General features: G+C 55.8%; 23 protein-coding genes and 8 pseudogenes. 25 read left to right on the top strand and 6 right to left on the bottom strand.

The features are described 5' to 3' along the window. Positions 1-6 precede the first annotated feature (6 nt). The 13 genes and pseudogenes from JCM10550_RS03745 (at position 7) to JCM10550_RS21780 (ending at position 9,493) form a co-directional block, all read left to right on the top strand. Positions 7-2,157, top strand: coding sequence for a minichromosome maintenance protein MCM (locus JCM10550_RS03745; RefSeq protein ID WP_083475279.1), 2,151 nt, complete (start codon positions 7-9; stop codon positions 2,155-2,157). A 52-nt stretch (positions 2,158-2,209) separates the two neighbouring features. Continuing rightward, positions 2,210-2,563, top strand: a complete 354-nt coding sequence (locus JCM10550_RS03740; RefSeq protein WP_062397084.1) for a dihydroneopterin aldolase family protein — start codon at positions 2,210-2,212, stop codon at positions 2,561-2,563. After that, a pseudogene (locus tag JCM10550_RS03735) lies at positions 2,535-3,375 on the top strand (TatD family hydrolase). Before JCM10550_RS03740 ends, JCM10550_RS03735 begins: the two are co-directional and overlap by 29 nt. Positions 3,376-3,427: 52 nt before the next feature. Continuing rightward, positions 3,428-3,742, top strand: a complete 315-nt coding sequence (locus tag JCM10550_RS03730) for a DUF424 domain-containing protein (protein ID WP_218185100.1) — start codon at positions 3,428-3,430, stop codon at positions 3,740-3,742. Further along, positions 3,739-4,419 carry an NMD3-related protein gene (locus JCM10550_RS03725; RefSeq protein ID WP_062397080.1) on the top strand — a complete coding sequence of 227 codons (681 nt, stop codon included), beginning with the start codon at positions 3,739-3,741 and terminating at the stop codon, positions 4,417-4,419. Before JCM10550_RS03730 ends, JCM10550_RS03725 begins: the two co-directional genes overlap by 4 nt. 82 nt (positions 4,420-4,501) lie before the next feature. Beyond that, the gene (locus tag JCM10550_RS03720; RefSeq protein WP_062397078.1) at positions 4,502-4,762 is read left to right on the top strand and encodes a hypothetical protein; all 261 of its coding nucleotides are present in this window, start codon (positions 4,502-4,504) and stop codon (positions 4,760-4,762) included. 49 nt (positions 4,763-4,811) lie between these two features. Next, entirely contained in the window at positions 4,812-5,714 is a 903-nt protein-coding gene (locus JCM10550_RS03715) for a class I SAM-dependent methyltransferase family protein (RefSeq protein ID WP_062397076.1), read from the top strand. After that, a pseudogene (gene coaBC / locus JCM10550_RS03710) lies at positions 5,711-6,890 on the top strand (bifunctional phosphopantothenoylcysteine decarboxylase/phosphopantothenate--cysteine ligase CoaBC). Before JCM10550_RS03715 ends, coaBC begins: the two are co-directional and overlap by 4 nt. Next, positions 6,872-7,129 (top strand): hypothetical protein, encoded by a 258-nt coding sequence (locus JCM10550_RS21790; protein WP_245618695.1) that lies wholly within the window; start codon positions 6,872-6,874, stop codon positions 7,127-7,129. The pseudogene coaBC and the gene JCM10550_RS21790 overlap by 19 nt, the downstream one beginning before the upstream one ends. Then, positions 7,126-7,752: a GHMP kinase gene (locus tag JCM10550_RS03705; protein WP_245618694.1), complete on the top strand. Its 627-nt coding sequence runs from the start codon at positions 7,126-7,128 to the stop codon at positions 7,750-7,752. The genes JCM10550_RS21790 and JCM10550_RS03705 overlap by 4 nt, the downstream gene beginning before the upstream one ends. Continuing rightward, positions 7,749-8,491: pseudogene (locus JCM10550_RS03700) on the top strand (4-phosphopantoate--beta-alanine ligase). Before JCM10550_RS03705 ends, JCM10550_RS03700 begins: the two are co-directional and overlap by 4 nt. Beyond that, positions 8,421-9,041: an AAA family ATPase gene (locus JCM10550_RS21785; protein WP_245618693.1), complete on the top strand. Its 621-nt coding sequence runs from the start codon at positions 8,421-8,423 to the stop codon at positions 9,039-9,041. The pseudogene JCM10550_RS03700 and the gene JCM10550_RS21785 overlap by 71 nt, the downstream one beginning before the upstream one ends. Further along, positions 9,041-9,493: a hypothetical protein gene (locus JCM10550_RS21780; protein WP_062397071.1), complete on the top strand. Its 453-nt coding sequence runs from the start codon at positions 9,041-9,043 to the stop codon at positions 9,491-9,493. The genes JCM10550_RS21785 and JCM10550_RS21780 overlap by 1 nt, the downstream gene beginning before the upstream one ends. A gap of 1 nt (position 9,494) precedes the next feature. On the opposite strand, the pseudogene JCM10550_RS03685 reads toward JCM10550_RS21780, so the two are convergent. After that, positions 9,495-10,836 (bottom strand): annotated as a pseudogene (locus tag JCM10550_RS03685) (AIR synthase-related protein). 58 nt (positions 10,837-10,894) lie between these two features. Here JCM10550_RS03685 and thiD point away from each other — a divergent pair. Beyond that, positions 10,895-11,836, top strand: coding sequence for a bifunctional hydroxymethylpyrimidine kinase/phosphomethylpyrimidine kinase (gene thiD, locus JCM10550_RS03680; protein ID WP_062397069.1), 942 nt, complete (start codon positions 10,895-10,897; stop codon positions 11,834-11,836). 30 nt (positions 11,837-11,866) lie between these two features. Further along, on the top strand, positions 11,867-12,016 hold the full coding sequence (locus JCM10550_RS18080) for a hypothetical protein (RefSeq protein ID WP_218185099.1): 150 nt from the start codon (positions 11,867-11,869) through the stop codon (positions 12,014-12,016). 628 nt (positions 12,017-12,644) lie between these two features. On the opposite strand, the gene JCM10550_RS03670 is transcribed toward JCM10550_RS18080, so the two are convergent. Next, complete coding sequence (locus JCM10550_RS03670) at positions 12,645-12,842, bottom strand: hypothetical protein (RefSeq protein WP_062397065.1); 198 nt, start codon at positions 12,840-12,842, stop codon at positions 12,645-12,647. A 254-nt stretch (positions 12,843-13,096) separates the two neighbouring features. On the opposite strand from JCM10550_RS03670, the gene JCM10550_RS03665 reads away from it, so the two are divergent. From JCM10550_RS03665 to JCM10550_RS03650, 5 genes are all read left to right on the top strand, one after another. Next, positions 13,097-13,501 carry an Lrp/AsnC family transcriptional regulator gene (locus JCM10550_RS03665; RefSeq protein WP_245618692.1) on the top strand — a complete coding sequence of 135 codons (405 nt, stop codon included), beginning with the start codon at positions 13,097-13,099 and terminating at the stop codon, positions 13,499-13,501. Beyond that, the gene (locus JCM10550_RS03660) at positions 13,494-13,787 is read left to right on the top strand and encodes a hypothetical protein (protein ID WP_062397063.1); all 294 of its coding nucleotides are present in this window, start codon (positions 13,494-13,496) and stop codon (positions 13,785-13,787) included. Before JCM10550_RS03665 ends, JCM10550_RS03660 begins: the two co-directional genes overlap by 8 nt. 7 nt (positions 13,788-13,794) lie before the next feature. Next, positions 13,795-14,088: a hypothetical protein gene (locus JCM10550_RS03655; protein WP_062397062.1), complete on the top strand. Its 294-nt coding sequence runs from the start codon at positions 13,795-13,797 to the stop codon at positions 14,086-14,088. Continuing rightward, positions 14,037-14,228: a hypothetical protein gene (locus JCM10550_RS18075; protein ID WP_157199895.1), complete on the top strand. Its 192-nt coding sequence runs from the start codon at positions 14,037-14,039 to the stop codon at positions 14,226-14,228. Before JCM10550_RS03655 ends, JCM10550_RS18075 begins: the two co-directional genes overlap by 52 nt. A gap of 328 nt (positions 14,229-14,556) precedes the next feature. After that, positions 14,557-14,793, top strand: coding sequence for a type IV pilin (locus JCM10550_RS03650; protein ID WP_062397059.1), 237 nt, complete (start codon positions 14,557-14,559; stop codon positions 14,791-14,793). Positions 14,794-15,316: 523 nt separating this feature from the next. On the opposite strand, the pseudogene JCM10550_RS03645 reads toward JCM10550_RS03650, so the two are convergent. The 3 genes and pseudogenes from JCM10550_RS03645 to JCM10550_RS03635 all read right to left on the bottom strand — a co-directional run bounded on the left by JCM10550_RS03645 (position 15,317) and on the right by JCM10550_RS03635 (position 17,913). Then, positions 15,317-15,962 (bottom strand): annotated as a pseudogene (locus JCM10550_RS03645) (DUF447 family protein). After that, positions 15,938-16,774 carry a triphosphoribosyl-dephospho-CoA synthase gene (locus JCM10550_RS03640; protein WP_172673752.1) on the bottom strand — a complete coding sequence of 279 codons (837 nt, stop codon included), beginning with the start codon at positions 16,772-16,774 and terminating at the stop codon, positions 15,938-15,940. The pseudogene JCM10550_RS03645 and the gene JCM10550_RS03640 overlap by 25 nt, the downstream one beginning before the upstream one ends. Further along, a pseudogene (locus JCM10550_RS03635) lies at positions 16,761-17,913 on the bottom strand (methanogenesis marker 9 domain-containing protein). The gene JCM10550_RS03640 and the pseudogene JCM10550_RS03635 overlap by 14 nt, the downstream one beginning before the upstream one ends. A 433-nt stretch (positions 17,914-18,346) precedes the next feature. Between JCM10550_RS03635 and cfbA the strand changes: the two are divergent. Beyond that, positions 18,347-18,756: pseudogene (gene cfbA / locus JCM10550_RS03625) on the top strand (sirohydrochlorin nickelochelatase). 226 nt (positions 18,757-18,982) lie between these two features. Here cfbA and JCM10550_RS03620 read toward each other — a convergent pair. After that, a complete protein-coding gene (locus JCM10550_RS03620) occupies positions 18,983-19,126 on the bottom strand; it encodes a hypothetical protein (RefSeq protein WP_157199894.1) in 144 nt (47 codons plus the stop codon). A 78-nt stretch (positions 19,127-19,204) separates the two neighbouring features. Here JCM10550_RS03620 and JCM10550_RS03615 point away from each other — a divergent pair, with 78 nt between their 5' ends. From JCM10550_RS03615 to JCM10550_RS21770, 4 genes and pseudogenes are all read left to right on the top strand, one after another. Next, a complete protein-coding gene (locus tag JCM10550_RS03615; protein ID WP_062397051.1) occupies positions 19,205-19,966 on the top strand; it encodes a hypothetical protein in 762 nt (253 codons plus the stop codon). 22 nt (positions 19,967-19,988) lie between these two features. Beyond that, positions 19,989-21,065, top strand: a pseudogene (gene cfbD, locus JCM10550_RS03610) (Ni-sirohydrochlorin a,c-diamide reductive cyclase catalytic subunit). Next, the gene (locus JCM10550_RS21775) at positions 21,062-21,262 is read left to right on the top strand and encodes a hypothetical protein (RefSeq protein WP_245618691.1); all 201 of its coding nucleotides are present in this window, start codon (positions 21,062-21,064) and stop codon (positions 21,260-21,262) included. Before cfbD ends, JCM10550_RS21775 begins: the two are co-directional and overlap by 4 nt. Further along, positions 21,262-21,930, top strand: a complete 669-nt coding sequence (locus JCM10550_RS21770; protein ID WP_245618690.1) for an AAA family ATPase — start codon at positions 21,262-21,264, stop codon at positions 21,928-21,930. Before JCM10550_RS21775 ends, JCM10550_RS21770 begins: the two co-directional genes overlap by 1 nt. Positions 21,931-21,945: the final 15 nt, after the last annotated feature.

The following is a 21,945-nucleotide window of genomic DNA, read 5'->3' as shown; positions in this document are numbered from 1 at the left end:
AGCCGGGTGGAAGACGACATTGATGATCTGGAGATTACCGACCGTGCAGCCGACTGGAACAGTTTTTTAACAAAGCATTACCGGAAAGAGCTGGGAGAGATCAGTGCGCAGTATCCGCATCTGAAATCCCTTGAGATTGATTACCGGGAACTCTCCAACTGGGGAAAGACCGGTCTGGAGATTGCAGATGAAATCCTGCACACTCCCGGTAAGGTCATCGGGGATGTAAAGGACGCCATCAGAAATCACAATCTGATCTTTACCAAGGATGAGAGTGAAAATGCGGACACAATCAATATCCGCTTCCGCTGCCTTCCCAAAAAAATCGATGTCCGTGACATCCGTGCCCACCATATCAATACCTTCGTCTCGGTTGAGGGAATTCTCCGAAAGACAACGGAAGTGCGGCCGCGGCTGACCGAGGCCGTCTTCCGGTGTCTGCAATGCGGTACGATGAGTGCGCCCTACCATCAGGAGTATTCCCGGTTTCAGGAACCCTACCGGCCCTGCGCCCAGTGTGAACGGGCAACAAAGATGGAACTCGTGCCGAGCATGTCCACCTTTGTCGATGCACAGAAACTGCGGATTCAGGAATCACCAGAAGGGCTGAGAGGCGGGGGGGAACAGCCGCAGACGCTTGACGTGGACGTGATCGATGACCTGACCGGCACCGTTGCTCCGGGTGACCGGGTGATCATCAACGGGATTCTCCGCTCTGTCCAGCGGATGAATCACGGCCAGAAAAGTACTCTCTTTGATATCTACATCGAGGCCAATTCGATTGAGATCGGGGGGGAAAAAGAGTTTGAAGAGGTGGAGATCTCAGAACAGGATGAAAAGATCATCCGGGATCTGAGTACGGACCCCGACATCTATGATAAGATATCCCACTCCATCGCCCCCTCGATTTATGGCATGCAGGATGTAAAAACGGCGATATCACTCGTGCTCTTCGGCGGTATCGCCAAACAGATGCCGGACGGCAGCAGTCTTCGCGGGGACATCCATATGCTTCTGGTCGGAGATCCGGGTATTGCAAAATCCCAGGTGCTCCGCTACGTGATCAAGTTGTCCCCCCGCGGGATCTACACCAGCGGAAAATCGTCCACCTCTGCCGGACTGACCGCAACGGCGGTCAAAGACGAGTTCGGTGACGGCAGGTGGACCCTTGAGGCCGGTGCGCTGGTCCTTGCGGACATGGGTATCGCTGCGGTCGATGAGATGGACAAGATGGCAAAGGAAGATCGCAGTGCACTCCATGAAGCAATGGAACAGCAGACCATATCCATTGCCAAGGCGGGTATCACCGCCACCCTTCGGTCACGGTGTGCTCTTTTGGGAGCCGCGAACCCGAAGATGGGCCGGTTTGACGAGTATGCCCCCCCTATTGCCGAGCAGATCAATATGCCGCCCTCGCTGCTGTCCCGTTTTGATCTCATCTTCATCATGGAGGACAAGCCGGAAAAGAAACTGGACCGTGCCATCGGGGGGGAACATATCCTAAAGTCCCACAGTGTCGGTGAACTGATCCAGCACAACAACAAATACCCGGAGGAAGGCATTGATGAAGATTACATCACCCGCCAGCTGGCACCCGTCACCCCGGAGATAGAGCCGGACGTATTCCGGAAATACATCGCCTATGCAAAACGGAACTGTTTCCCGATTCTCTCGGATGAGGCCCGTGAACACCTCATCGGGTATTATCTGAACCTGAGGAGTATGGCGGACGATAACAGCAAACCGGTGCCGGTCACCGCGCGGCAGCTGGAAGGACTGGTGCGTCTTTCCGAGGCGAGTGCACGTATCCGGCTCAGCAACGTGATCGAGTTTTCCGATGCGGACCGGGTCATCGAGATTGCCGACCGGTGTCTCAAGAAAGTGGCCTATGACGCCGAGACCGGTACCTACGATATCGACAAACTGGTCACCGGGGGGGTCTCAAAGAAACGCCGGGATATTGGGCGAATATTAATAGAGACCATCCGCGAACTGGCAGACGAAAATGGCATCGCAAAGGAATCTGACATCATCAGTCATCTGGTGTCATCCGGACACAAAAAGGACGATGTTGAAAAAATGATCGAACAACTGTCAATTTCAGGTGATGCATTTAGACCAAGGTATGGTCAAATAAGACTCGTAAAAGAATCATAATTATGTCACCGGAACCACTGGTTTAATTGATTCACCGGAGAAACCACCTGTAATGACAAGAGATGACGTTCAGGCTGCCTTTGAGGCAGGAATAAAGCTTGGTGCCCTCTACCACCAGTGGGTGGGTACTCCTATATCTCCCGACACCGCCAAGTCCGTAGAGACGGCCATTGCCAATGCGGTCGCCCTGCAGCCCTGCGTGGACTCGGTATCGGTCACCATCAATACCAATATGATGGAAATAAATTCCTTCGGCTACAGTGAACTGGCAGGAAAGATGCTTGAGGTCGAGATCCAGACCACGGTGGAAGACATCACCTGCACCGCATCCCTGAAGTTTGACGGTGAATATCCCCTGATGGAAATCATTGATATCGATGACAGGACTGGGCATCCCGGTAACTGACGACCATATCCACATCGACCGGGAGAACGGCCGGGGGACAGAGGCAGCCAAGGATTTTTTCCGGGCGGGCGGCACCCACATGTTCCTCGTCACCAAACCGTCGTGGTCTCACGGCATACACCCCCCCATCACCGGAGACGAGTTCCGGGAGGTCTACGAAATAACCCTGAAGACCGCGGCGGCCATCCGGGAGACCGGTGTCGTGGTCTTTCCGGTATTCGGCGTCCACCCGGCGGAGATCGGCAGACTAACCGAGCGGATGTCATTGTCTGATGCAGAACGGGTGATGAAACGTGGCCTTGACATTGCCGCAGAATATGTCGGGGGGGAACATACCGCCGTCGCCCTGAAATCCGGGCGCCCGCATTACCCGGTCGAACCGGATGTCTGGGAGGCATCGAACCGCATATTACAGCACGCCCTCTCTCTTGCGCATGACAGTGGCTGTGCCCTCCAGATACATGCGGAGACCGGGCCGTGCAGCGATGTGGCCGACATGGCCAGACACATCGGTATGTCACCCAGACGCGTGGTCAAACATTTCGGCATGCCGGACACCCCCCCCTGATGCCCTCCCTCCTGGCACGCCTCGAGAGTATCCCGGCAGCGTGGAAAGCCATCTGGAGTTCACGATGGAAAGCGACTATATGGATGACAACTCCCGTCCGGGAGCGGTCATCGGCCCGAAATCCGTACCCCCCCGGTATACCCGGAAATATCTTGAACGGGGCATCTTCAGCGAGGATGATGCATGGAGAATCCATGCACACACGCCCGCGAAGGTATACGGTGTGGAAATTACCCTTTCCTAGGGTATTCCCCATATTTTTAATCATTCCTGCGAAATACTATTACATCATGTATATGAAGATACACCGCTACTCAGGGGGGGTAAGCGGCATCGTTGCAATATGCGACAAAGAACTGCTTAACACCACCCTTACCGACGGAGATCTGACCATACACGTAACCGAGGCATTCTACGGCACGACGGTCTGCACCGAAGAGGAGGTAAAAGACGTCATAGAGCATGCCACGAACTGCAACCTGATCGGAGAGAAAGCAGTCCGGACGGCAATAGCATGTGGAATTCTTGATCAAAACGGATATATGAGAATCGGGGGGGCGTCCCCCATGCCCAGATTTACCGTACCTAAAAAGAGACCGGATGAAATATGACAATACAGGAAAACTTCTGCCCCCCCAAATGCGGGGGGGGCAAAACCGAAAACGAAGGTCTATGCAATACATGCCTGCGATCAGATATTGAATGGCTCACCTGTGAACCGCGGCTGCCCTGCGTCATCTGCCCCCCCACCTGCGGTTCGATTAAAAAGGTGAACACCTGGACGGATGTGCCCTATGACCGCCAGAAACTCTCCGAAGAACTGGCATTCGGGGCCGTCTCCGCCCATGTCGATGTGCAGGATCTGGAACTGGCCATCAGTACCCGCGAGATCAGTCCCAACCGCACCCAGTGCACGGTCTATGTACGGGGAATACTCTACGGAGAACCGGTGTACAAGACCTGTGAGACGTTAATTGTCTGGACAAAAGAGAACTGCGACCGGTGCAGCCGGTTATCCGGCGGGTATTATGCATCGACCATTCAGGTGCGCGCAACCGGCCGGAGACCGGACACATTCGAACGGGAACGGGCGGTGAAGATCGCCTATGATATTGAGGAGAGTGTGCAGCAATTAGGGGGGGAGCGCCTCTCGTTTATCACGCGGATTGATGATACCGTGACGGGGGGGTGGACATCGTGGTCTCCAGCCATAGTATCGGGGGGGACACCATTACCCGGCAGATCATCACCGAGATGGGCGGGAAGGCCACCCGGCATCCCAAACTGATCGGGGGGGAGCAGGACGGGAAAAAGGTATACCGCATCACCATCTCCTCCGGCTGCCGGAGTTTCGGAAGGGCGATGTCATTATGTTCAATAAAAGATACTACGAGGTCAAAGGCACGGATTCCGGCCTCATCCGGGTGTTCGATCTGATTGAAGGCAGATCCAATGTCCTGCACGAACATGATAGCGGGTTCCGGCTTATTGGCAATGTGAGGGAGGCGGAAAGAGCCGACGTCACCTATACGGACAATGATATTGCAGGCATCCTTGACCCGGTCTCATACGACATAAAGGAAGTCAAGGCGCATGCCTGGCTGAGACTCAGCCCCCCCATGAAAAAGTGAAAATTCTTCGCGACCACGAGGAAGAAGAGATCATTCTGGTCGGATAACCATGAGGGTGCGGAAATATCCCCCCCGTGAGATGCTTCCGGAACTAAAGAATGCGGAATGGGTGGATGCGTCCCGCCGCCCGTATGTCAGAGGGACGGATGCGTTCATTCCGGTCAAAGAGGGGGGGTATGATGCGGATTCGGTGCTTGCCGAAAAGACGCCGTATGCCGGGAGAGGCTACCAGATGCTCGGTGACGTTGCCATCCTGCATGGCACTCCCCCCACACCGGAGGAGATCACCGGGATCTGCGACTGGCTGCACCCGCGGGGGGGCATTGTCTATATATCCGGATACACCGGAGAAAAACGCATCCCCCCCGCGGCATCGCTGGTATACGGGGAATGTGGTGAGGTCTGTCACCACGAAGCGGGTTTTGTTTTTTATCTGGATCCCCCCCTGAAGGTGATGTTTGCCATGGGCAACCGGGAAGAAAAAACACGAATCTCCGGGGGGGTTATCCGGGCATCCAAAAAAGATCCTCCGATCCGCTGTGCGGATATGTTTGCGGGCATCGGCTACTTCACCATACCCGCGGCAGTGAGCGGTGCGACGGTGCATGCCATGGAAATCAATCCCGATTCGTTTTCTTATCTGGAAAAAAATATCGCGGCCAATGGTGTCGGGCCCATGGTCACGCCGGAACACGGAGATTGCCGGGACTGCCTGAGAGGCGTCTACGACCATATCCTGATGGGCCATTTTGACGCACCCGCGTTTCTTTCGGATGCCTGTGCGCATGTACGGTCGGGGAGTGTGCTGCATGTCCACACGGTCGGGGAACAGTCCGAAGAAATCGCCCGGTGCTGCGCCGAGGCAGGATATGCCACAGAGATTATCCCGTACCGGGTCAAAAAATATGCACCGGGCGTCTGGCACATGGTGCATGATGTGATGATACAATGAATACAATACGCACAACACTGGCAGGAAAAGAGATTGTTCTGGGCCTCACCGGCAGCATTGCCGCGATTGACGGGGTACGGCTGGGCCATGCACTCCGGCGCTGCGGAGCCGACGTGCAGGGCGTGATGACAACCGCTGCCTGCGGCATTCTCCACCCGGACGCGATCACCTATGCCACCGGAAACGTTACCCTGACCCGGTGCGGAGGACTGGTCGAGCATGTCACCTACTGTGGCGACGGGGGGGGAGCGCCGACCTGCTCTTGATCGCACCGGCAACAGCGAACACCATCTGTAAGATTGCCCACGGCATCGACGACACGCCGGTGACGACCTTTGCCACCACGGCCATCGGCAGCGGCATGCCCATCGTTCTGGTGCCCGCGATGCACGAGAGTATGTACCGCCACCCCCCCGGTGTCCGCGCCTGTCTTGAGACCCTCAGGACGTGGGGCATCATGATCGTTGACCCCCCCCGCATCGAAGAGGGGGGGAAGGCAAAGATTGCCGATATCGAGACCATCGTGCATGAGACCGAACGGGCCCTCTCCGGTCTGCCTCTCAAAGGGAAGACGGTGCTCGTCACCAGCGGGCCCTGCCGCGAACGTCTGGACGATGTGCGGGTCATGACCACCCGGTCCACCGGCAAAATGGGCAGAGAACTGGCACGCGAGGCCTCCCGTCTGGGTGCCGAAGTCCGGGTGGTGCACGGGGGGGACACCTTCTCCCTGCCTCACGTAGACAATGTCCATGCAGAGTCGGCCGGGGGGGAGATGCGGGAGGCCGTCCTTTCGCTCTGTGCCGAACAGACCTTTGACTATTATATCAGTGCAGCCGCGATCTCCGATTTCGCACCGGCAGCATACGAGGGGAAGATTCCCAGCGGGCAGCAGATTTCGGTTGACCTCTTCCCCCCCTGCCCAAGATCATTCAGGACGTGATGCAGGCAGAGAACCGGCCGAAGACCGTTGTCGGGTTTAAACTGGGATGGAACAGCCACGAAGAGGCCCAACACCTGCTGGATGCAGGGGGGGTGGATCTGGTGGCGGCCAACACCCCCCCGGATGCACTGGGAGCGGATTCCGGTGCATACGACCTGATCACGAAAGATGGGTGCGTGCACGTGGAAGGAACGAAGACAGAGGTGGCAGAGCGTTTATGGCACCTGCTGCGATAGGCTTTTGCCCCGGCCACATCTCCGGGTATTTCCGGAGAGTGGATGGAGACACACCGGAGAACACCGGGAGCTGCGGCGGGGGGGGCATCGTGATTGACAAAGGGGGGGTATATGCCACGGTCACGCCTGCGGACAGAACCTCGGTCTCGGTCTGTCTTGAGCACCGTCCGGGCGAGGAGATCAGTATCGGCCATACGTCCCCGCCCATCGAGTATGCGCTCAAAAAACTGGGGGGGTGACCGCAGCGGTGAAGACGGTGACGTCCCTGCCGCCGGGTGCCGGGTTTGGTCTCTCGGCAGCGGCACTTTTGGCCACCCTCGCTGCAACAAACGCCCTCTTTGATCTCCATCATACCGACGTGGCCCTCGCCCGGCTCGCCCACCTGTCCGAGCTGCACTCCCGGACCGGACTGGGCGATGTGGCCGCATGCACCGGGGGGGGAGGTATCGTCTGCCGGACACAGCCCGGCATCACTCCTGCCATCACCCGCATGCACGGAGAGAGTATCCACATTGCGGCACTGAGCCTCGGAGCACTGAGTACCGCTGACGTCATCACCTCTCCAAACGAGATGGCCCGCGTCACGGAGGCGTATCCCCCCGGATGCGCCGAAAGCCCGGAGGATTTTTTCCGTATATCAAGAGCGTTTGCCGAAAAAAGCGGGCTCATACCGGATGAGATCCGACCGGCACTACAGGCATGCGAAGCCAATGGTATTCCCGCGTCCATGACCATGCTGGGGGGGAAGGGTGTTTTTGCCCTTGGAAACAAAGCCTTCCCTGTACTATCTGAATTCGGAACCCCTCTGGAACTGCATGTGGCAGCAAAGGGGGGGTTCCGGCTTATTGAAGTGATACCATGATACCCAAAGATCATCCCCCCCGCTACCAGTCACTGGTGGCACGCGAACGGATTGCAGACGCGGTCCGTTCCAACATTGTTGTCGTCGAAGGAGCCAGTGCGCATGGCAGAGGAGAGGCGTTCGATTATCTCCTGGGAGAAGCGTCATCCGCCTCCGCAAAGCGTGCGGAAAAAACCGCTGCCGCATTCCTGCTGGCGGGCTCCCGCCCGATCATATCCGTAAACGGAAACACCGCGGCCCTTGCCGCAGACGAAATCCGCGAACTGGCCGAGGCTCCGGCGCCGCAGTGGAGGTCAACCTGTTTCACCGCACCGAAGAACGGATGGCGGCCATCACCGCACACCTGCAGGCAGCGGGCGTCACGGTCCTCGAAGGCACCGCCGAACGCCTCCTGCCCCTGTCCCACGACCGGGCGCTCTGCCTGCGGGAGGGTATCTATGCGGCCGACGTGGTGCTTGTGCCGCTCGAAGACGGGGGGGACCGGTGCGAGGCCCTTGTCTCAATGGGAAAGACCGTCATCACGATTGATCTCAACCCCCCCCTCTCCCGCACCGCACAGACCGCAACCCTGACGATTGTCGACGAACTGACGCGGGCACTGCCCCCCCGTATTACGCAGGCGTGCAGGAACATGACCCATGAAACAGGCGAACAGCTGATGGCGGATCATGACAACCAGCGCCTGCTCTATGCCGCATTGCAGAGAATGCAGGAGACGCTCGCCGATGCTATGGATTGAAAAGTACCGGCCGGAGACGTTCGCCGACATCCGCGGGCAGGACGCGGTCATCGAGATGGTGAAGGCATTCTCCGCGGATTCGATGCTGCCGCATCTGTTGATCAGCGGTCGTCACGGTACCGGAAAGAGTGCTGCGGTGGAATGCATCGCACGGGCACTCTATGGCGAGTTCTGGAAGGAGAATATGACCGTCATCCAGACAGGAGCGCTCTTCCGGGGGGGCGGCAGGACCTATCTGGAGAATGAGGAGAAGTTCTCCCATCTCTATAAAAAAGAGGCCAGTGTCATCGCGAATTTCAAGTATATCGTGCGCTGGTTTGCCTCGGTGAAACCGCTGGATGCAGAGTTTAAACTGATGGTCTTTGATGAGGCGGAATCCCTGACCTTTGAGGCGCAGCAGGCACTGCGCCGCATGATGGAACAGTATTCCGGGACCTGCCGGTTCGTCTTCATCACGAGAACCCAGAGCGCAATCATCCCGGCGATCACCTCTCGTGCCCTGCCCCCCCTCTTCTTCCGGCCGCTCTCTGACGAGACCGTGCTCGCCTGATGACCGGAATTCTTGAAAAGGAAGGGGGGGTGCCGGAGACAGCATATGACAAAGAAGAGATGGAGTTAATCGCCGCCGCCTCACAGGGAGACGCCCGGAAGGCCATTCTCTTCTGCCAGATGAACTGCGACGACCGGATTGAAGGCGGGTTTGAAGAGTATCTGGAATCAGAGACGGGCAATATCGCCCGGTCGGTCTTCCGCATTCTCCAGAACGGGGGGGACATTGACAAGGCAAAATCGGTCATTGAAATCCTGATGCTGGAGTACGGCCTCTCCGGATCCGAGGTGCTCGAAGAACTCTCGCGGGCCCGAAAACAGGAGTACAACGACCCCCGCGTAACGGTGGCGATTGCGGATGCGGATCTAATGATGCGGGATGCGGGCAATGAATATATCCAGATGGACGCCTTTCTCTCCGGTATCGTAAAAGAAGTATTTTCGGCAGAATAGGTTATTCTGCCTGTCGGAGAGCTGCAAGCACTCTCTCTTTTTTATCCCGTGCGGCATCTCCGGCCCGTGCCACCCGCTTTTTCATCGCTTCGAAGTCATCATGCGGCGTGGTGTCCACGACTTTCTTGACCGGGGGGGTGTATGCCGATTCACGGAAGCGGGGGGGAATGAAGTCGGTCATCTCGCCGCCTGTGACCAGTTTCGCATCTCCCGGCCCTTCGGTGACATAGCCTATTTTCTTCATGGTAACACCTGTTGACTGCACCACGTCAATGACCGCGTCGGCATCCTCCGGCCGGGTCACGACAAGCAGGGCATCCAGCGAGACGCCCAGATAGTCAATCTCCAGTGCGTCAAGCATGCTGAGCACTTCAGGGTCAACAAGGAACGCAGTTCCTCTTCTTCGATGACAATCCGGCACCCGGCCGTCTCTGCCATCTCATAGGCGTCTCCCCCCCGGAGACCGCCGTTCGTCACATCGGTCATGGTGTGGATACGGGTCAGGACGTCGCTTTTCAGCAATGCCTCACACGCCCGCAGGAACGAGAGGTTGATCGTCCGCTGCACCACATCCGGGAAGCCGGAATAGATGGCCGCGGTTGCGATGGTGCCGCCGCCTGCCCCGGTCGTCATCAGGATGCAGTCGCCGGGCTCGGTTGCGGTGCGTGCCGTGAGGTGATCGGCAATGCCGACCGCACCCACACAGCCGGTCATCCGGCTGCCCAGCACCATGTCGCCGCCGATTCTCAGCGTTGAGCCGGTCACGAGCGGGATACCCATGGCTTCACTGACCACCGCGATGCCTGCGGTGTAATCGAATATCTTTGCCACGTCGCCGTCGTCGCCGACATGGATGTCGGAGAGCAGGGCCACCGGTTTTGCGCCCATGACGTAGACGTCCCGCAGCGTGGCCCGGGTCACATGAAAGCCTGCAAGGAAGGGATAGTCCGAGAGGCGTGAGTGCATGCCGTCCACGGTGGTGATGATATATTTCCCGGCCCCCCTCCACGGCACCGGCATCGTCCATCTCATCGACGCCGACCGAGGCATCGCTGCCGCCGATGATCTTCGGGAACTGCCGGTGGGCAAAGAAGTCTCCGGCCCCCACGGGAACCGACACCAAACTCACCCATGGTCACATCGGCCTTGGTGTAGGTGATCAGATCTGATTCAGCCAGATTGCTGTTCTGTACTTCTTCCACGACGGCACGGGCCATTGATAACGCATATTCTGATGAAACATCCGGCTTCATCGAAAGAATCTGATCCCGGAGATGAAGGGCACAGGTCTCTTCATCCGTTCCTGCCGACAGGCATCGCCGTGTCAGCTCTTCAATATCCATAGATGAATGTTGTCCACCACGCCACTTAAAACCGGCATAAAGCTTCAATCGGATACGGGTGCAATACTACAGCAATGGAACGACCGCAGATACCCTGCGCTGCACGATTGCAGGATCGGATTCCGGCGGAGGGGGGGCCGGGATTCAGGCAGATCTCAAGACATTTTCCGCCCTCGGGGGGGTGTGGGGGGGATGTACGGTGATAACGGCAGTGACCTCCCAGAACACCCGTGCGGTGCTCTCCAGCCTGACGGTTGATACGCATACCCTCACCTGCCAGATGGACGCGGTGTTTCAGGATTTTGCCATCTCGGCGGTGAAGACCGGTATGCTGCCGGATGCAAAAACGATTGAAACGGTGGCGGAGAATCTTCCCCCCCGTGCCGTGTCCCTTGTTGTCGACCCGGTGATGATTGCCACATCCGGCAAACGCCTCGCTTCACGGGAAGGTGTCTCTGCCCTGTGCGAGCGGCTCATACCCCCCCGTGCCGCACTTGTCACCCCCCCGAACATACCGGAACTCTGTGTGCTGACCAAGCGGGAAACGATCACCACGGTTGAGGAGATGACCGCCGCGGGAAGGGAGCTGCTTGCCATGGGAGCAAAAGCGGTGCTCATCAAAGGCGGGCACCTGACCACCGAAACGTCCCCCCCGGACGTCTTTCTTTGTTCCACAGAACAGATGGTCCTTGACGGTCCCCCCCGCTACCCCCCCTATGAGGTGCACGGCTCCGGGTGCGCTCTTGCCGCGGCCATCACCGCATATCTGGTGCGGGGCGAGATGCTGCCGGAGGCATGCCGACAGGGGGAAGGCGTTTGTCTCCGACGCCATCCGGGACGCGGTGCCCGCCTGCTCCGGGAGGCGGATGGTCAACCCCCCCGGCGGGATGGTCCCGGGGGGGATGTTCGTCCACAAGAGATAACAGATAATCGCCCGATATTTTTGATCCAAACCAAATTCATTGATACGGGTAGGGAGACAAATCAGCGAATCATCTGAAAAACGGCAACGTTTAGAGAGATGGCCCCGATGAAAATTCCCGGCATCTCTGAATTTTTCATACCAGTGGGGGGGGATTTCCTGTTCAAAGCCCTCGTGATCACATACGATCAACTGAACTCTCTTTTGCGATCGTTTGATCTGGTCTGTGGTGCCTGTCCGGACGGAGTATCGGTATGACCATACCATATCGGGAACGATGCTCATTGCGGCATAGAAGGAATATCTCTTCCAGAACTCTTTTGAGACGTTCCCCCCCCGGTATATCCGTCTATCTGTCCGACAGAAAACGGAACGCTGACACTGCGTGAAAAAAGTGCAGTTTTATAAAACTCATGTATGGGATCACCCCCCCAGTTATAGCGATTGAAATCGATCACGCCGCCAAATTCTCCATTATTGACGATGAGATTACCCGGATGAAAATCATCGTGCTGAAATGACGATGCGACATTTTTCATGAGACTCATCCCGGATTCGACATACGTGATGATTGCATCCAGATCAATGCCTTCGGTTTTCAGGTTGCATTCCCTGAGCGACCGCAGATAATATGCGTGTTTCCGTTTTTTTGTTTCGTACCATCTGATACCATGCAGGTGCCTTCAGGGAATGCATTTTTTCAGTTCTTTCCCGGCAGCGACACCAATCATATACTGCATATCATTACAAAAATCCGGCAGACATTGTTCTGCATTTACCCCCCCTTCAATGAAGCTTAAAATCATGAAACAGAGATCATGGTCTTTGGATATTCCGAAATATTTTGCATCCGGGATTTTGTCAGAATATCTTCTGAGGTTCTGAATTACGTCAAATTCAGCCTTTTTTCTCTGTATGATATCTTCATTGGCAGGTGTGGTGATCCGCAGCAGATATTTTTTGTCTCCGTGCGGGGGGTGAGCAGGTATTTTCGCTCGTCTGAATAGCCTTCCCTGATCTCCTGCACATTCACAAACCCGGTGAGTTCATACACGTGTTCTCGTATTTTTCCAAACGATTCCATTTATTCTGCCTATATGTGGTGGGACGGACGGATATTTATCAGGGCCCGCGGTCCGACCTCTGAATGATGAACTCCGGATATGCTTTTTTGTGGATACTGAAATGCATAATATTCACTCATCGCCCGGATTTGGAAATATCTGCATCACCTATATCTGCTTTATGAATGAATTACTATCAGAAAGGGATTGAAAATCATATGGATGATATCGACCACGCCATTTTAAGTGAACTGGCCCGGGATGCAGAATATCGATGGCAGAACTGGGGGGGAAGCAGCTCGATATTGCGCCATCAACCGTATTCAAACGGATTGAAAAACTGAAGACATCCGGGGGGGTGATTGAAGGGTTTACCATTTCGATTAACCCGGATTATTTTGCAGAAAGCCTCATCTCGTTTCTGACAATCACGGTCTCGCCTGATGACAAGGAAGATGTGGCGTCCTTTCTTGCAAACCATGACTGCGTCCTTGAACTCTATGAGACCCTGGAACCGAGTGATTTCATGGTAAAGGTGGTCGTGTCGTCCATTACAAACCTGAAAAATGATATTCTCATACCGCTGTCACGCTACGCAGGGGGGGTGAAAGAGATTAAACCCTTTATTACGGTGAAGCGAATAAAGGAACAGAACTGGAGTGTCCGCCGTTATGATTGAATCACAGTTTATCCTTATTCAGCAAATTCTCTCTGTGGTCACCCTGATTCTGGGTGGCGCCCTGATCCTCTTCATCCATGATGCCTACAAGGTCATCAAACAGCCGACCCTGCTCTACTTTACCCTTGGCCTCTTTATCCTCGTCATCGGCATCGTCCTTCCTGATGTGATTTACCTGTTCGAACCGGAATTATCTGCCCTTTACTGGGGGGGTGAAGTGACGTCCCGAATTCTCGAGATCATCGGTATCGGCGTGATGAATTTCGCGGTGCTGCGGGGGGGATGATGACCGGATGAAGAAAGGGCAGTTCTCACGTGACTGGTCCCTCCTGAAACTCGCCCGCACCTGGGAACCGCGTGACATCGGCGGTGAGGTGGTTGAACGGGTGATGCAGGAAGGCACACCGGAGGCGGTGATGGGTATCCTCCACGTCATCAGCGATATCGGGTTTGAAGACGGAGAGAAGGCAAAAGAACGGATGCCTCCGTTCATGCAGCGTCAGAGATTATTGAGAGCACGCTTCTGGTGGCGGGTGTGGAAACCGAACGGCAGGACGAAGGGGACGGAATCATCATCATCACGGTGAATCTGGATGCACAGGGCCTCTTTGGTTATCCGTTCAGTATGGCAGAACCTGCCGTAGCATATGTGACCGGATATGTCCGGGCGGTGGCCGGTGGTGCCGCAGTCACCCGTGCAGAAAACCATCTTGAAATCCATTTTTGAGACGGAAAACCATGCAAAATGAATCTCCCGACAACCGAAAATATATAAATGTTGTGCGTCCTTACCAGAAGGGATAATATTCGCCATGTTTGTCATAATAAAAGTAACTATCGATAATCAATAGAGTAAAATAGGGCAAAAAATAGGGAAATAATATTTCATAATTTGTGGAAAAAATACATAATATTTCCAAAAATGGGGGGGCAAATATGGAGGATAATCGTTCCACGGAACACACATACACAAATCATTAATATAGGTGAATATTACGTATACCTACCATGGGGGGGTGAAGTATCACCCCCCCGCTCGGGAGAGGTGAAATGAAATGAGATTTAATAAAGACGAAGAAGCAGTATCACCCGTCATCGGTGTGATCCTGATGGTCGCCATCACCGTGATTCTGGCAGCAGTCATCGCTGTCTTTGTGTTCGGCATGGCAAGCGATATTGAGACAACAAAGAGTGTGGCCGCAACTGCGAAGCAGTCTGGTTCAGATGTTCTTGTTACCTACCAGGGCGGACCGATGCATCCAAGGTTACAAAAGTTTCAGTTATACCTATAAGGCAGATGGTGCGGTACTGACTGGTACTGACAACGTAAAAGGAACTGCAATAACAGGTACCAATGCATCAACTGCTGCAAACGGAACATTCTGGTATAACCCTGAACCTGGTTACACAATGACCATTTCAGGCGCGGGTACCTCAGCACAGGAACGCGTTGTGGTCACCGCAGTATTTGACGATGGTAGCAACCAAGTACTGCTTGACAAACAGCTCTAATCTTTTTTTATTCGTTCCAACCGATCACTCCGGCGTCGGGTGTGTCCGTGTGCTCTTTTCTGTTCCATTTCCTGATAGTATCCGGGAATTATCATAACTCACAATGACGGATCACTGAATCTCACAGATCTATAACTATCAAGTGAACCGGATGATCGTACGGCTGACCTGCACACTGGTCTAAAAGGAAACCGAACGGCAAAAGAAAAAAATCATTATTCAAAGGGAACCGAGTCGGCTGATGCACAGCCAGTTTGCCGATGGTCAGTGCAGGCACTGCCGGACAACCTGCCCGAATCACTGTTATGCCTGACAAACACTCAGCAACAGATCCAGTGCGTCCGTATGCTCTCTGCCGCCGCATTTCCTGACAAGCGCTGCCGACTGCTCGATCAGCGCCCACAATGCAGGATCACGCGTCATCACATACCGCGTCGCATGCACCGTCGCCTCGATGATATTCGCAAAGGCCCGGCTGGGCGGGTGGGGGGGTTGGAGGCTGAGAATCCCCGAATGCCACCGGCGTCAGCTCCACGACGAGCGTCTCCGGGTTGTCGCTCACGACGGTGGTGGTGAACGCCTCCCATGCCTCGCAGCTGCGCAACCGCTGCATCGAGGTTGGGATCTGCACCGGCATCGTTCTGGTGCTGTCGCCTGTTGCAGTCTTTGCGCACTCCGCACTCTCTTTGGTCTCCGTGCATTCGGTGAACGCCTCCTCCGAAAGATCGCCAAAGGCAGACTCCACATACACCATCGGATCATACGTGAGGTTGGCCACCACCCAGCCAGACTCCCGGATGTTTCTTTCCGTATGGGTGCCGTGAAAGAGCCGCAGCATGATGCGGTTGTTGCGGCAGATGATACCCATCGGTGCGGCGTTGCTCTTCCCGGTCACGGGATCTCTTGTCGTCGCGATGACTTCGTTTATGCCCGCCTGCAGGATTCCCAATCCCAGCCCTCCCGTAATGCAAGATAGATGCCTGCAATCGTGATATCCGCAATCGATCCCGGATTGATACCGCGTTCGAGGCATTCCTCATCAAACTCCTCTGCTGCGTATATGCCGCGACAGACTTCCTGTGCACGGGCCATCGTCCACTCGGCCGCCTCCCTGCCGAGCTTCTTGATGATGAAGGTGTCCGGCTCGCTCTCCAGAAGCGAGAAGAATGCCCGGACAATTGCCTGCTTCCCGTTCGGTGCCGACAGAAGATAATCTGCCACCCGGCGGCTGAGGGCAAAACCGTTCGACCATTCCCGACAGACCATATCTCCCGGTGCAGAGTAGGAGATAATATCTCTGAGTGTCAGCCCCCCCTCGTCCCGAATGTGCTGTGCGGATTCCGGGTCGTTGACATCCAGATCATCGGTCTTATTCATCCGGACTTCCGTCAGGGCAAAGGCCTCATAAAACCGGAGGGCATCGTCCGTCGTCGTCTCTGCAATGACCGTCTGTGCACCGGCGATGCCGTCCCCCCCATGATCAGGGGGGGGAAAAGCAGGAGGTATGCACCAAAATGGGTATTGCCCCCCTCTGTGCACCGCCGTCAGGGAGACAGCCTCTTTGATGCACGCACCCATCCCCCCCGCGGCCCCCCCGGTCTCCGCTGTCACAAAGGCGGGCCGGGCAAGGATGGCGGATGCAAGAAAATGCTCGAGCCACGTATCGTCATAATCATGGCACCGGTCCACATTCCCCCCCGGTTTGGGGTATGCACAGACCTCAAGCATCATTGCTATCTGTGCGCATTCACTCCTTCGCATAGAATGCATCGCCCTCGAACACGCGCTTCATCAGTTTTTCCGACAGACGTCTCTTATATCGCATATAATCCGGCAGACTCAGACCGACCTCCTTCAAAGCCATATTGCGGAACATGCAGGGGGGGTTGAACTCTTGCAGCACCAGGCAAGACTCCCGAAACAGGTATTCTCCCCCCCGCCTTCCAGAAGCGTATTCTTCACCCCGTCAAGTTTAACGGATATAAATTCATTCCGGGAGATGTCCAGATGCTCAAGTGTCGGGATCAGGGGGGGACAGTTTTTCACCGGCATACAGCAGAAGGTCAGGCTGCGGATATCGCCGCCGCGGCAGAGCTGCTTCGGTGCATTGTACCACCCGGTCTCATCGGCGTAGGCAGCCAGCTTCTCATCCAGGGAAGCCAGCGTTGCAGGGTCGGCATGACGGGCCAGAGATACCATGTCGGCCCCGTGTGCCAGCATGTCCTTTACCACCGAAAACGAGGTGATGGAATTGTTTGCGATCAGAACCAGCGGGCAGGCATTGCGCATCTGCCGGAGTTTGGTATGCCCGAAATCCATCAGGTCGATGTGAAGGATATCGGCACCGGCCTGCCAGAGTCTGCGTGCAAGAACACGGTCATCATCCGCCACCCCGGCGCGAATTTTGACAGAGACGGTGACCTGCTCAGCCTTGAGGGCACGGACGGTCTCTTCCAGTCGGCCGGTATCGTGCAGCAGCGCCTCACCGCAGCCTGCTGCAATCATCGGTGCCTGTCTGCAATGTGCATCGATTTCATACACGATGTCGGGCCCGATGGTTCGGGCCACCGCTGCAAAGGATTCCGGGGGGGTACTTCCCCCCCGCATATTTACGGCAACGACAAGACCACTTTCAGAGAGCATCTCCGCCTGTGCCTGAATCTCTGCTATTGGGTCATCGGTCAGAAATTCATCCCTTCCTGCCTCCACGAGCAGACGGGAAGCAGCCAGGGTGGTCTCGTCAATGGAGTAGCCCCCCCGATACAGACCATGCCGGCATGCTCCCTGCGTGCCCGTGCATATTCGGCATCAACCACACCTGCCATTGATGCAAGTACAATGGGAGTCTGTACAACAGTTCCATTCACCATCAGTTCATACCGGTCATAGGGGGGGTCCATAATCATTCTATTGTATTCTTTTTTTCTGCATATGTAATGACTTCCTATATGCTCCCCCCCGGCACATGCCTCTGCAACGGAAATTCCCCCGCAGCATTTCTTATTTCAGAGTCCGGGTGTCAGAGAGGGATACCATTCGCAGAGACGCAGGGGGGGTTAATCATGTCTTTGAATACCGGGGATTTTCATTCAGCCGCCCGTTATTGGCGCGGGTCAGGCAGATCAACAGTATCATCACCGTACGGGGCGTTCCCCCCCATGCCTGTTTCAGGCTGCCCCCCCAAACCCGGAAAAAACGGTTCGTTCAGGGAATAATATCGGCGCAGGGACACCCTTGCGCTCAAAATTCCTCATCCATACACTACTCCTGAAAAAGAAGACGCAAAATCAAATAGGTAATTATTATATTCAGTATCGTGTTACATAGTATTATATGTCACATACAGGATTCTTACTGGTAGGACACGGAAGTAAAAAACAATACAACAAGGAACTGATTGAAACAACCGCAAACCAGGTTGCAGCAAAAGAGGACCGGTTCCTCGTAAAGTCCGGGTTCATGAGCATCAACGAACCTCGGTGCAGGATGTACTCGAAGAATTCAAGGCAGCAGACATTGAGAAACTCGTTGTTGTCCCCCTCTTTCTTGCAAAAGGTATCCACATTCTCATTGATATCCCCCCCGGAATCCTCGGCCTTGAAGAAGGAACCAACTCCGGCACATTCACGCTTGCGAACGGAACCGAGATTCCGCTTCTTTACGCACAGCCCATCGGCAGCGACCCGCTGCTCGCTGACCTGATGATCAAAAACGCGGATGATGTACTGAACAATCAGTCCTGATTTCTATGCATATTCTGGTGGTTGACACCATTCATGGCGGAACAGAAATTTCCCGCCATCTTTTATCTCAGGGATATACTGTTGACAGCGTTGATGTCTACCGAAACAAAGGGAGCATCACGGTTACAGAGGCCCTGGGACGCAGGTATGATATGATAGCAGCGCCGGTCCATCTCGACCCGGACCATCCTTTGATGCATCTGGCAACAGATTACCGGACGCATCATCAGATGATTCCTTTCTGTCTGGGAAAGGCCCGGCCGTATCTCACGGTTGAAATAACTGGTGCACGGGGGGGAAAGACGACGACCGCCCATGCCCTTGCATCCGTGCTGCCGGGAACGGGAGTGCTGCTTTCCTCTATCGGCATCACTGAATACCCGTCACGGAACAATGCGGGGGGGAAAAAAGCATCACCCCCCCCGCATCGACCATCCATGCAGCGAGTATGGCGGTTGCTTCCGGGGGGGGCTGGCTGGTTGCCGAGCAGTCCATCGGCGTCAGCGGCATGGGAGACCTGGGCATCCTCACTTCTGACGAGGACTACCTCTGCGCAGGCGGGAAGAAGCATGCACGGGAGATCAAAAAAGAGATGCTCTTTTCCTGCGACAAGATACTCGCTGCACCCGGCATTGTCTGGGACCGTGAGCAGGTTCTGCATGCAGAGGACATTGTCTGCTGCGAAGGCACCGTCTGTTCCTGGTCGTATGACGGAAAGAAGGGTGCATTCAACAATCCCCCCCTTCTGGTGCTGCCCGCCTACCGGAACGCCATACAGACCGCTGCTGCCGCTGCCTGTATCCTGGGGTATCCCCCCCCGGATTCCCTCAGTGAGTTTACTGCCCTTCCGGGCAGACTGCAGCTGAAACGAAATGGTTCGTCGGTGGTTATTGACGATGCGAATTCCGGCACATCGCAACAGACCGCAACGGAAGCGGTGCGGTATGCAAGAACCCTTCTGCCGGGATCACCGCTGACTCTGGTCATCGGCGCCGAGGCAGAGAATATCTGCGAAGGCTTTTTTCTCGCAGATATCAAACAGGTAATCGAGACAACGAATCCGGACTCGGTAATACTGGTGGGAGACGCTACCCGGATGATGCGGACACCTGCCGTTCCCCCCCTCCCTGCGTGCATGTCTCTTCCCTCAAAGAGGGAGAAGAGTATGCACACACTCAATCTGACACCGGAGTCATTGTGCTCGCGGTAAAAACCTGGAGATAAGAGACACTATGCAATACATTCAGCCACGCCCCCCCAGTTCTATTGTTGCCGCCCTATATACCGCCCGTGATCTGGGCTGTGACCTTGCCATATTACACGGGCCATCGGGCTGTTCGTTCAAACATGCACGTCTGCTGGAAGAAGACGGACTACGGGTTCTGACCACGTCCCTTGGCGACAATGAGTTCATCTTCGGGGGGGGACAGGAAGCACTGGAACGTGTCCTGCAGTATGCAGAAGAGACCTTTGCCCCCACTCGTATTGCCGTGATCGGTACCTGTGTCTCGATGATCATCGGCGAGGATATGGAGGCGGCGATACGGGATTCGGAGATCACAACCCCCCCTGCCATCGCCATGGACATTCATGCCGGGTTCCGGGAGAATATCGACGGAGTCATGGCGGCGCTGCGCCCGGCGGCCGATGCCGGATGGATCAGCGAAGAAGAACTGGGCCGTCAAAAGCGCCTGCTGGACGGTGCGAATGCGGTTGAACGGGCCCGCGGCGCTGCATGCAAACCCTATATCGAGCCTTCCCGCGGTGACCTGAAACACGTGGTGGCAGGACGCCTCCTGGAATGCATCCGTGCCGGAAAGAAAGGTATGGTCATTATGAATGCGAAAAAGGAGACGGCGTATATGTTCGCCGACGTTCTCGTCGCGGTGCATGCATCGTCTCCTGACGCTGACATGCAGTATTATGCGAATCTCTCCGACCTCGGCCTTGCGAAGGTTCGCCGGGATGCAAAAAATATCCGGGACGGCCTGAAGGCACAGGGCATTGACCCGGTGATGACCGGGGGCGCTGGATGAATACGGTGTCCTCGGCGACAGCGTGGGCGAGATCATCCAAGACGTGCAACCGGACTTTGCCGTCATTGTGGGAGTGCCGCACGCCATTCCCCCCCGCAGTATACCGAAGGTGTCGAGGTCTTCTCGGTCACCAACGGCCCCCGGCAGGTCGAACCGCTGCATGACATCGGCCACCAGCATGTGGTGGTGGAGATTGACCTGCACCCGAAGACGCTGGGAGTGCAGGAGATTGTGGCGAGTGAATTCGGGGATATTGTCCGGAGCCTTTCATGAAGAGCCTGCTTATTACCGGTGACCGGTCGGGCAGTGGCAAGACAAGCATCACCCTTGCGATAGCCGCGTTGCTCTCCGAAGATCATGTTGTCCAGCCCTTTAAGGTGGCAATGGACTATATCGACCCGTCCTACCTCACCGGTGTCACCGGCAGGCCCTGCAGAAATCTGGACAGTTTTGTCATGGACGCGCCCTGATGCATGATGTGTATGCCAATGGTGCCGTCGGTGTGGATATCTCGATTGTGGAGGGAGTCAGGGGGGGGCTCTACGAGGGATCGGATGCCCTCACCGACAGGGGTTCGACGGCAAGCGTCGCAAAGACGCTTGATTTGCCGGTGATTCTGGTGGTGGACGCCCGGAGCATCACCCGCAGTGCAGCGGCGCTGGTCAAGGGCTTTCAGGCGTTTGATCCTGCCGTCCGAATCGAGGGGGGGGTCATCCTCAACCAGATCAACGGGGGGGATATCCACCGCGAAAAGGCGACGACAGCAATAGAGCATGCCTGTGGCATCCCGGTGATCGGTGCGATTCCCCGGCGGGAAGAGATGAAACTGACGATGCGGCATCTGGGGGGGCTGGTGCCGTTCCTTGAAGGTTCGCAAAAAGAGGTGTTCCATGAAAAAATTCATGCGATCACCCACATCATCGGGGGGGATCATGTCGATATTGACCAGCTCCTTGATATCGCAAAGGAAACCCCGCACCCACAGAAAGGCCCGCCCTGTTTCAGCCTGCGGATACAACGGACATCAGAATCGGTGTGGCCCTTGACGAGTCGTTTAATTTTTACTACAACGATCTCTTCGATCTCCTCCGGGCACAGGGGGGGCAGAGCCTGTTTTTTTCAGCCCCCCCATCCATGACCGCCTGCCGGACGC

This window comes from Methanogenium cariaci JCM 10550 (genome assembly GCF_001315945.1).
Lineage (GTDB): Archaea > Halobacteriota > Methanomicrobia > Methanomicrobiales > Methanomicrobiaceae > Methanogenium > Methanogenium cariaci.
This window is presented reverse-complemented; position numbering and strand designations above follow the sequence as displayed.

Excerpts from the sequence above, each read along its gene's own strand:
- JCM10550_RS03620 (WP_157199894.1), bottom strand. The coding sequence starts at position 19,126 with ATGCCGATAGAGGAAAGCAGCACTCCCGTTCCCGGCAGCACGGATGCA.
- JCM10550_RS03650 (WP_062397059.1), top strand. The coding sequence starts at position 14,557 with ATGAGATTTAATAAAGACGAAGAAGCAGTATCACCCGTCATCGGTGTG.
- JCM10550_RS03730 (WP_218185100.1), top strand. The coding sequence starts at position 3,428 with ATGAAGATACACCGCTACTCAGGGGGGGTAAGCGGCATCGTTGCAATA.
- JCM10550_RS03725 (WP_062397080.1), top strand. The coding sequence starts at position 3,739 with ATGACAATACAGGAAAACTTCTGCCCCCCCAAATGCGGGGGGGGCAAA.
- JCM10550_RS21785 (WP_245618693.1), top strand. The coding sequence starts at position 8,421 with ATGACAACCAGCGCCTGCTCTATGCCGCATTGCAGAGAATGCAGGAGA.
- JCM10550_RS21775 (WP_245618691.1), top strand. The coding sequence starts at position 21,062 with ATGAAGAGCCTGCTTATTACCGGTGACCGGTCGGGCAGTGGCAAGACA.
- JCM10550_RS21780 (WP_062397071.1), top strand. The coding sequence starts at position 9,041 with ATGACCGGAATTCTTGAAAAGGAAGGGGGGGTGCCGGAGACAGCATAT.
- JCM10550_RS03720 (WP_062397078.1), top strand. The coding sequence starts at position 4,502 with ATGTTCAATAAAAGATACTACGAGGTCAAAGGCACGGATTCCGGCCTC.
- JCM10550_RS03715 (WP_062397076.1), top strand. The coding sequence starts at position 4,812 with ATGAGGGTGCGGAAATATCCCCCCCGTGAGATGCTTCCGGAACTAAAG.
- JCM10550_RS03640 (WP_172673752.1), bottom strand. The coding sequence starts at position 16,774 with ATGCGAAGGAGTGAATGCGCACAGATAGCAATGATGCTTGAGGTCTGT.
- JCM10550_RS21770 (WP_245618690.1), top strand. The coding sequence starts at position 21,262 with ATGCATGATGTGTATGCCAATGGTGCCGTCGGTGTGGATATCTCGATT.
- JCM10550_RS03615 (WP_062397051.1), top strand. The coding sequence starts at position 19,205 with ATGGCGGTTGCTTCCGGGGGGGGCTGGCTGGTTGCCGAGCAGTCCATC.
- JCM10550_RS21790 (WP_245618695.1), top strand. The coding sequence starts at position 6,872 with ATGGCACCTGCTGCGATAGGCTTTTGCCCCGGCCACATCTCCGGGTAT.
- JCM10550_RS03740 (WP_062397084.1), top strand. The coding sequence starts at position 2,210 with ATGACAAGAGATGACGTTCAGGCTGCCTTTGAGGCAGGAATAAAGCTT.
- JCM10550_RS18080 (WP_218185099.1), top strand. The coding sequence starts at position 11,867 with ATGAAAATTCCCGGCATCTCTGAATTTTTCATACCAGTGGGGGGGGAT.
- JCM10550_RS03660 (WP_062397063.1), top strand. The coding sequence starts at position 13,494 with ATGATTGAATCACAGTTTATCCTTATTCAGCAAATTCTCTCTGTGGTC.
- JCM10550_RS03670 (WP_062397065.1), bottom strand. The coding sequence starts at position 12,842 with ATGGAATCGTTTGGAAAAATACGAGAACACGTGTATGAACTCACCGGG.
- JCM10550_RS03655 (WP_062397062.1), top strand. The coding sequence starts at position 13,795 with ATGAAGAAAGGGCAGTTCTCACGTGACTGGTCCCTCCTGAAACTCGCC.
- JCM10550_RS03665 (WP_245618692.1), top strand. The coding sequence starts at position 13,097 with ATGGCAGAACTGGGGGGGAAGCAGCTCGATATTGCGCCATCAACCGTA.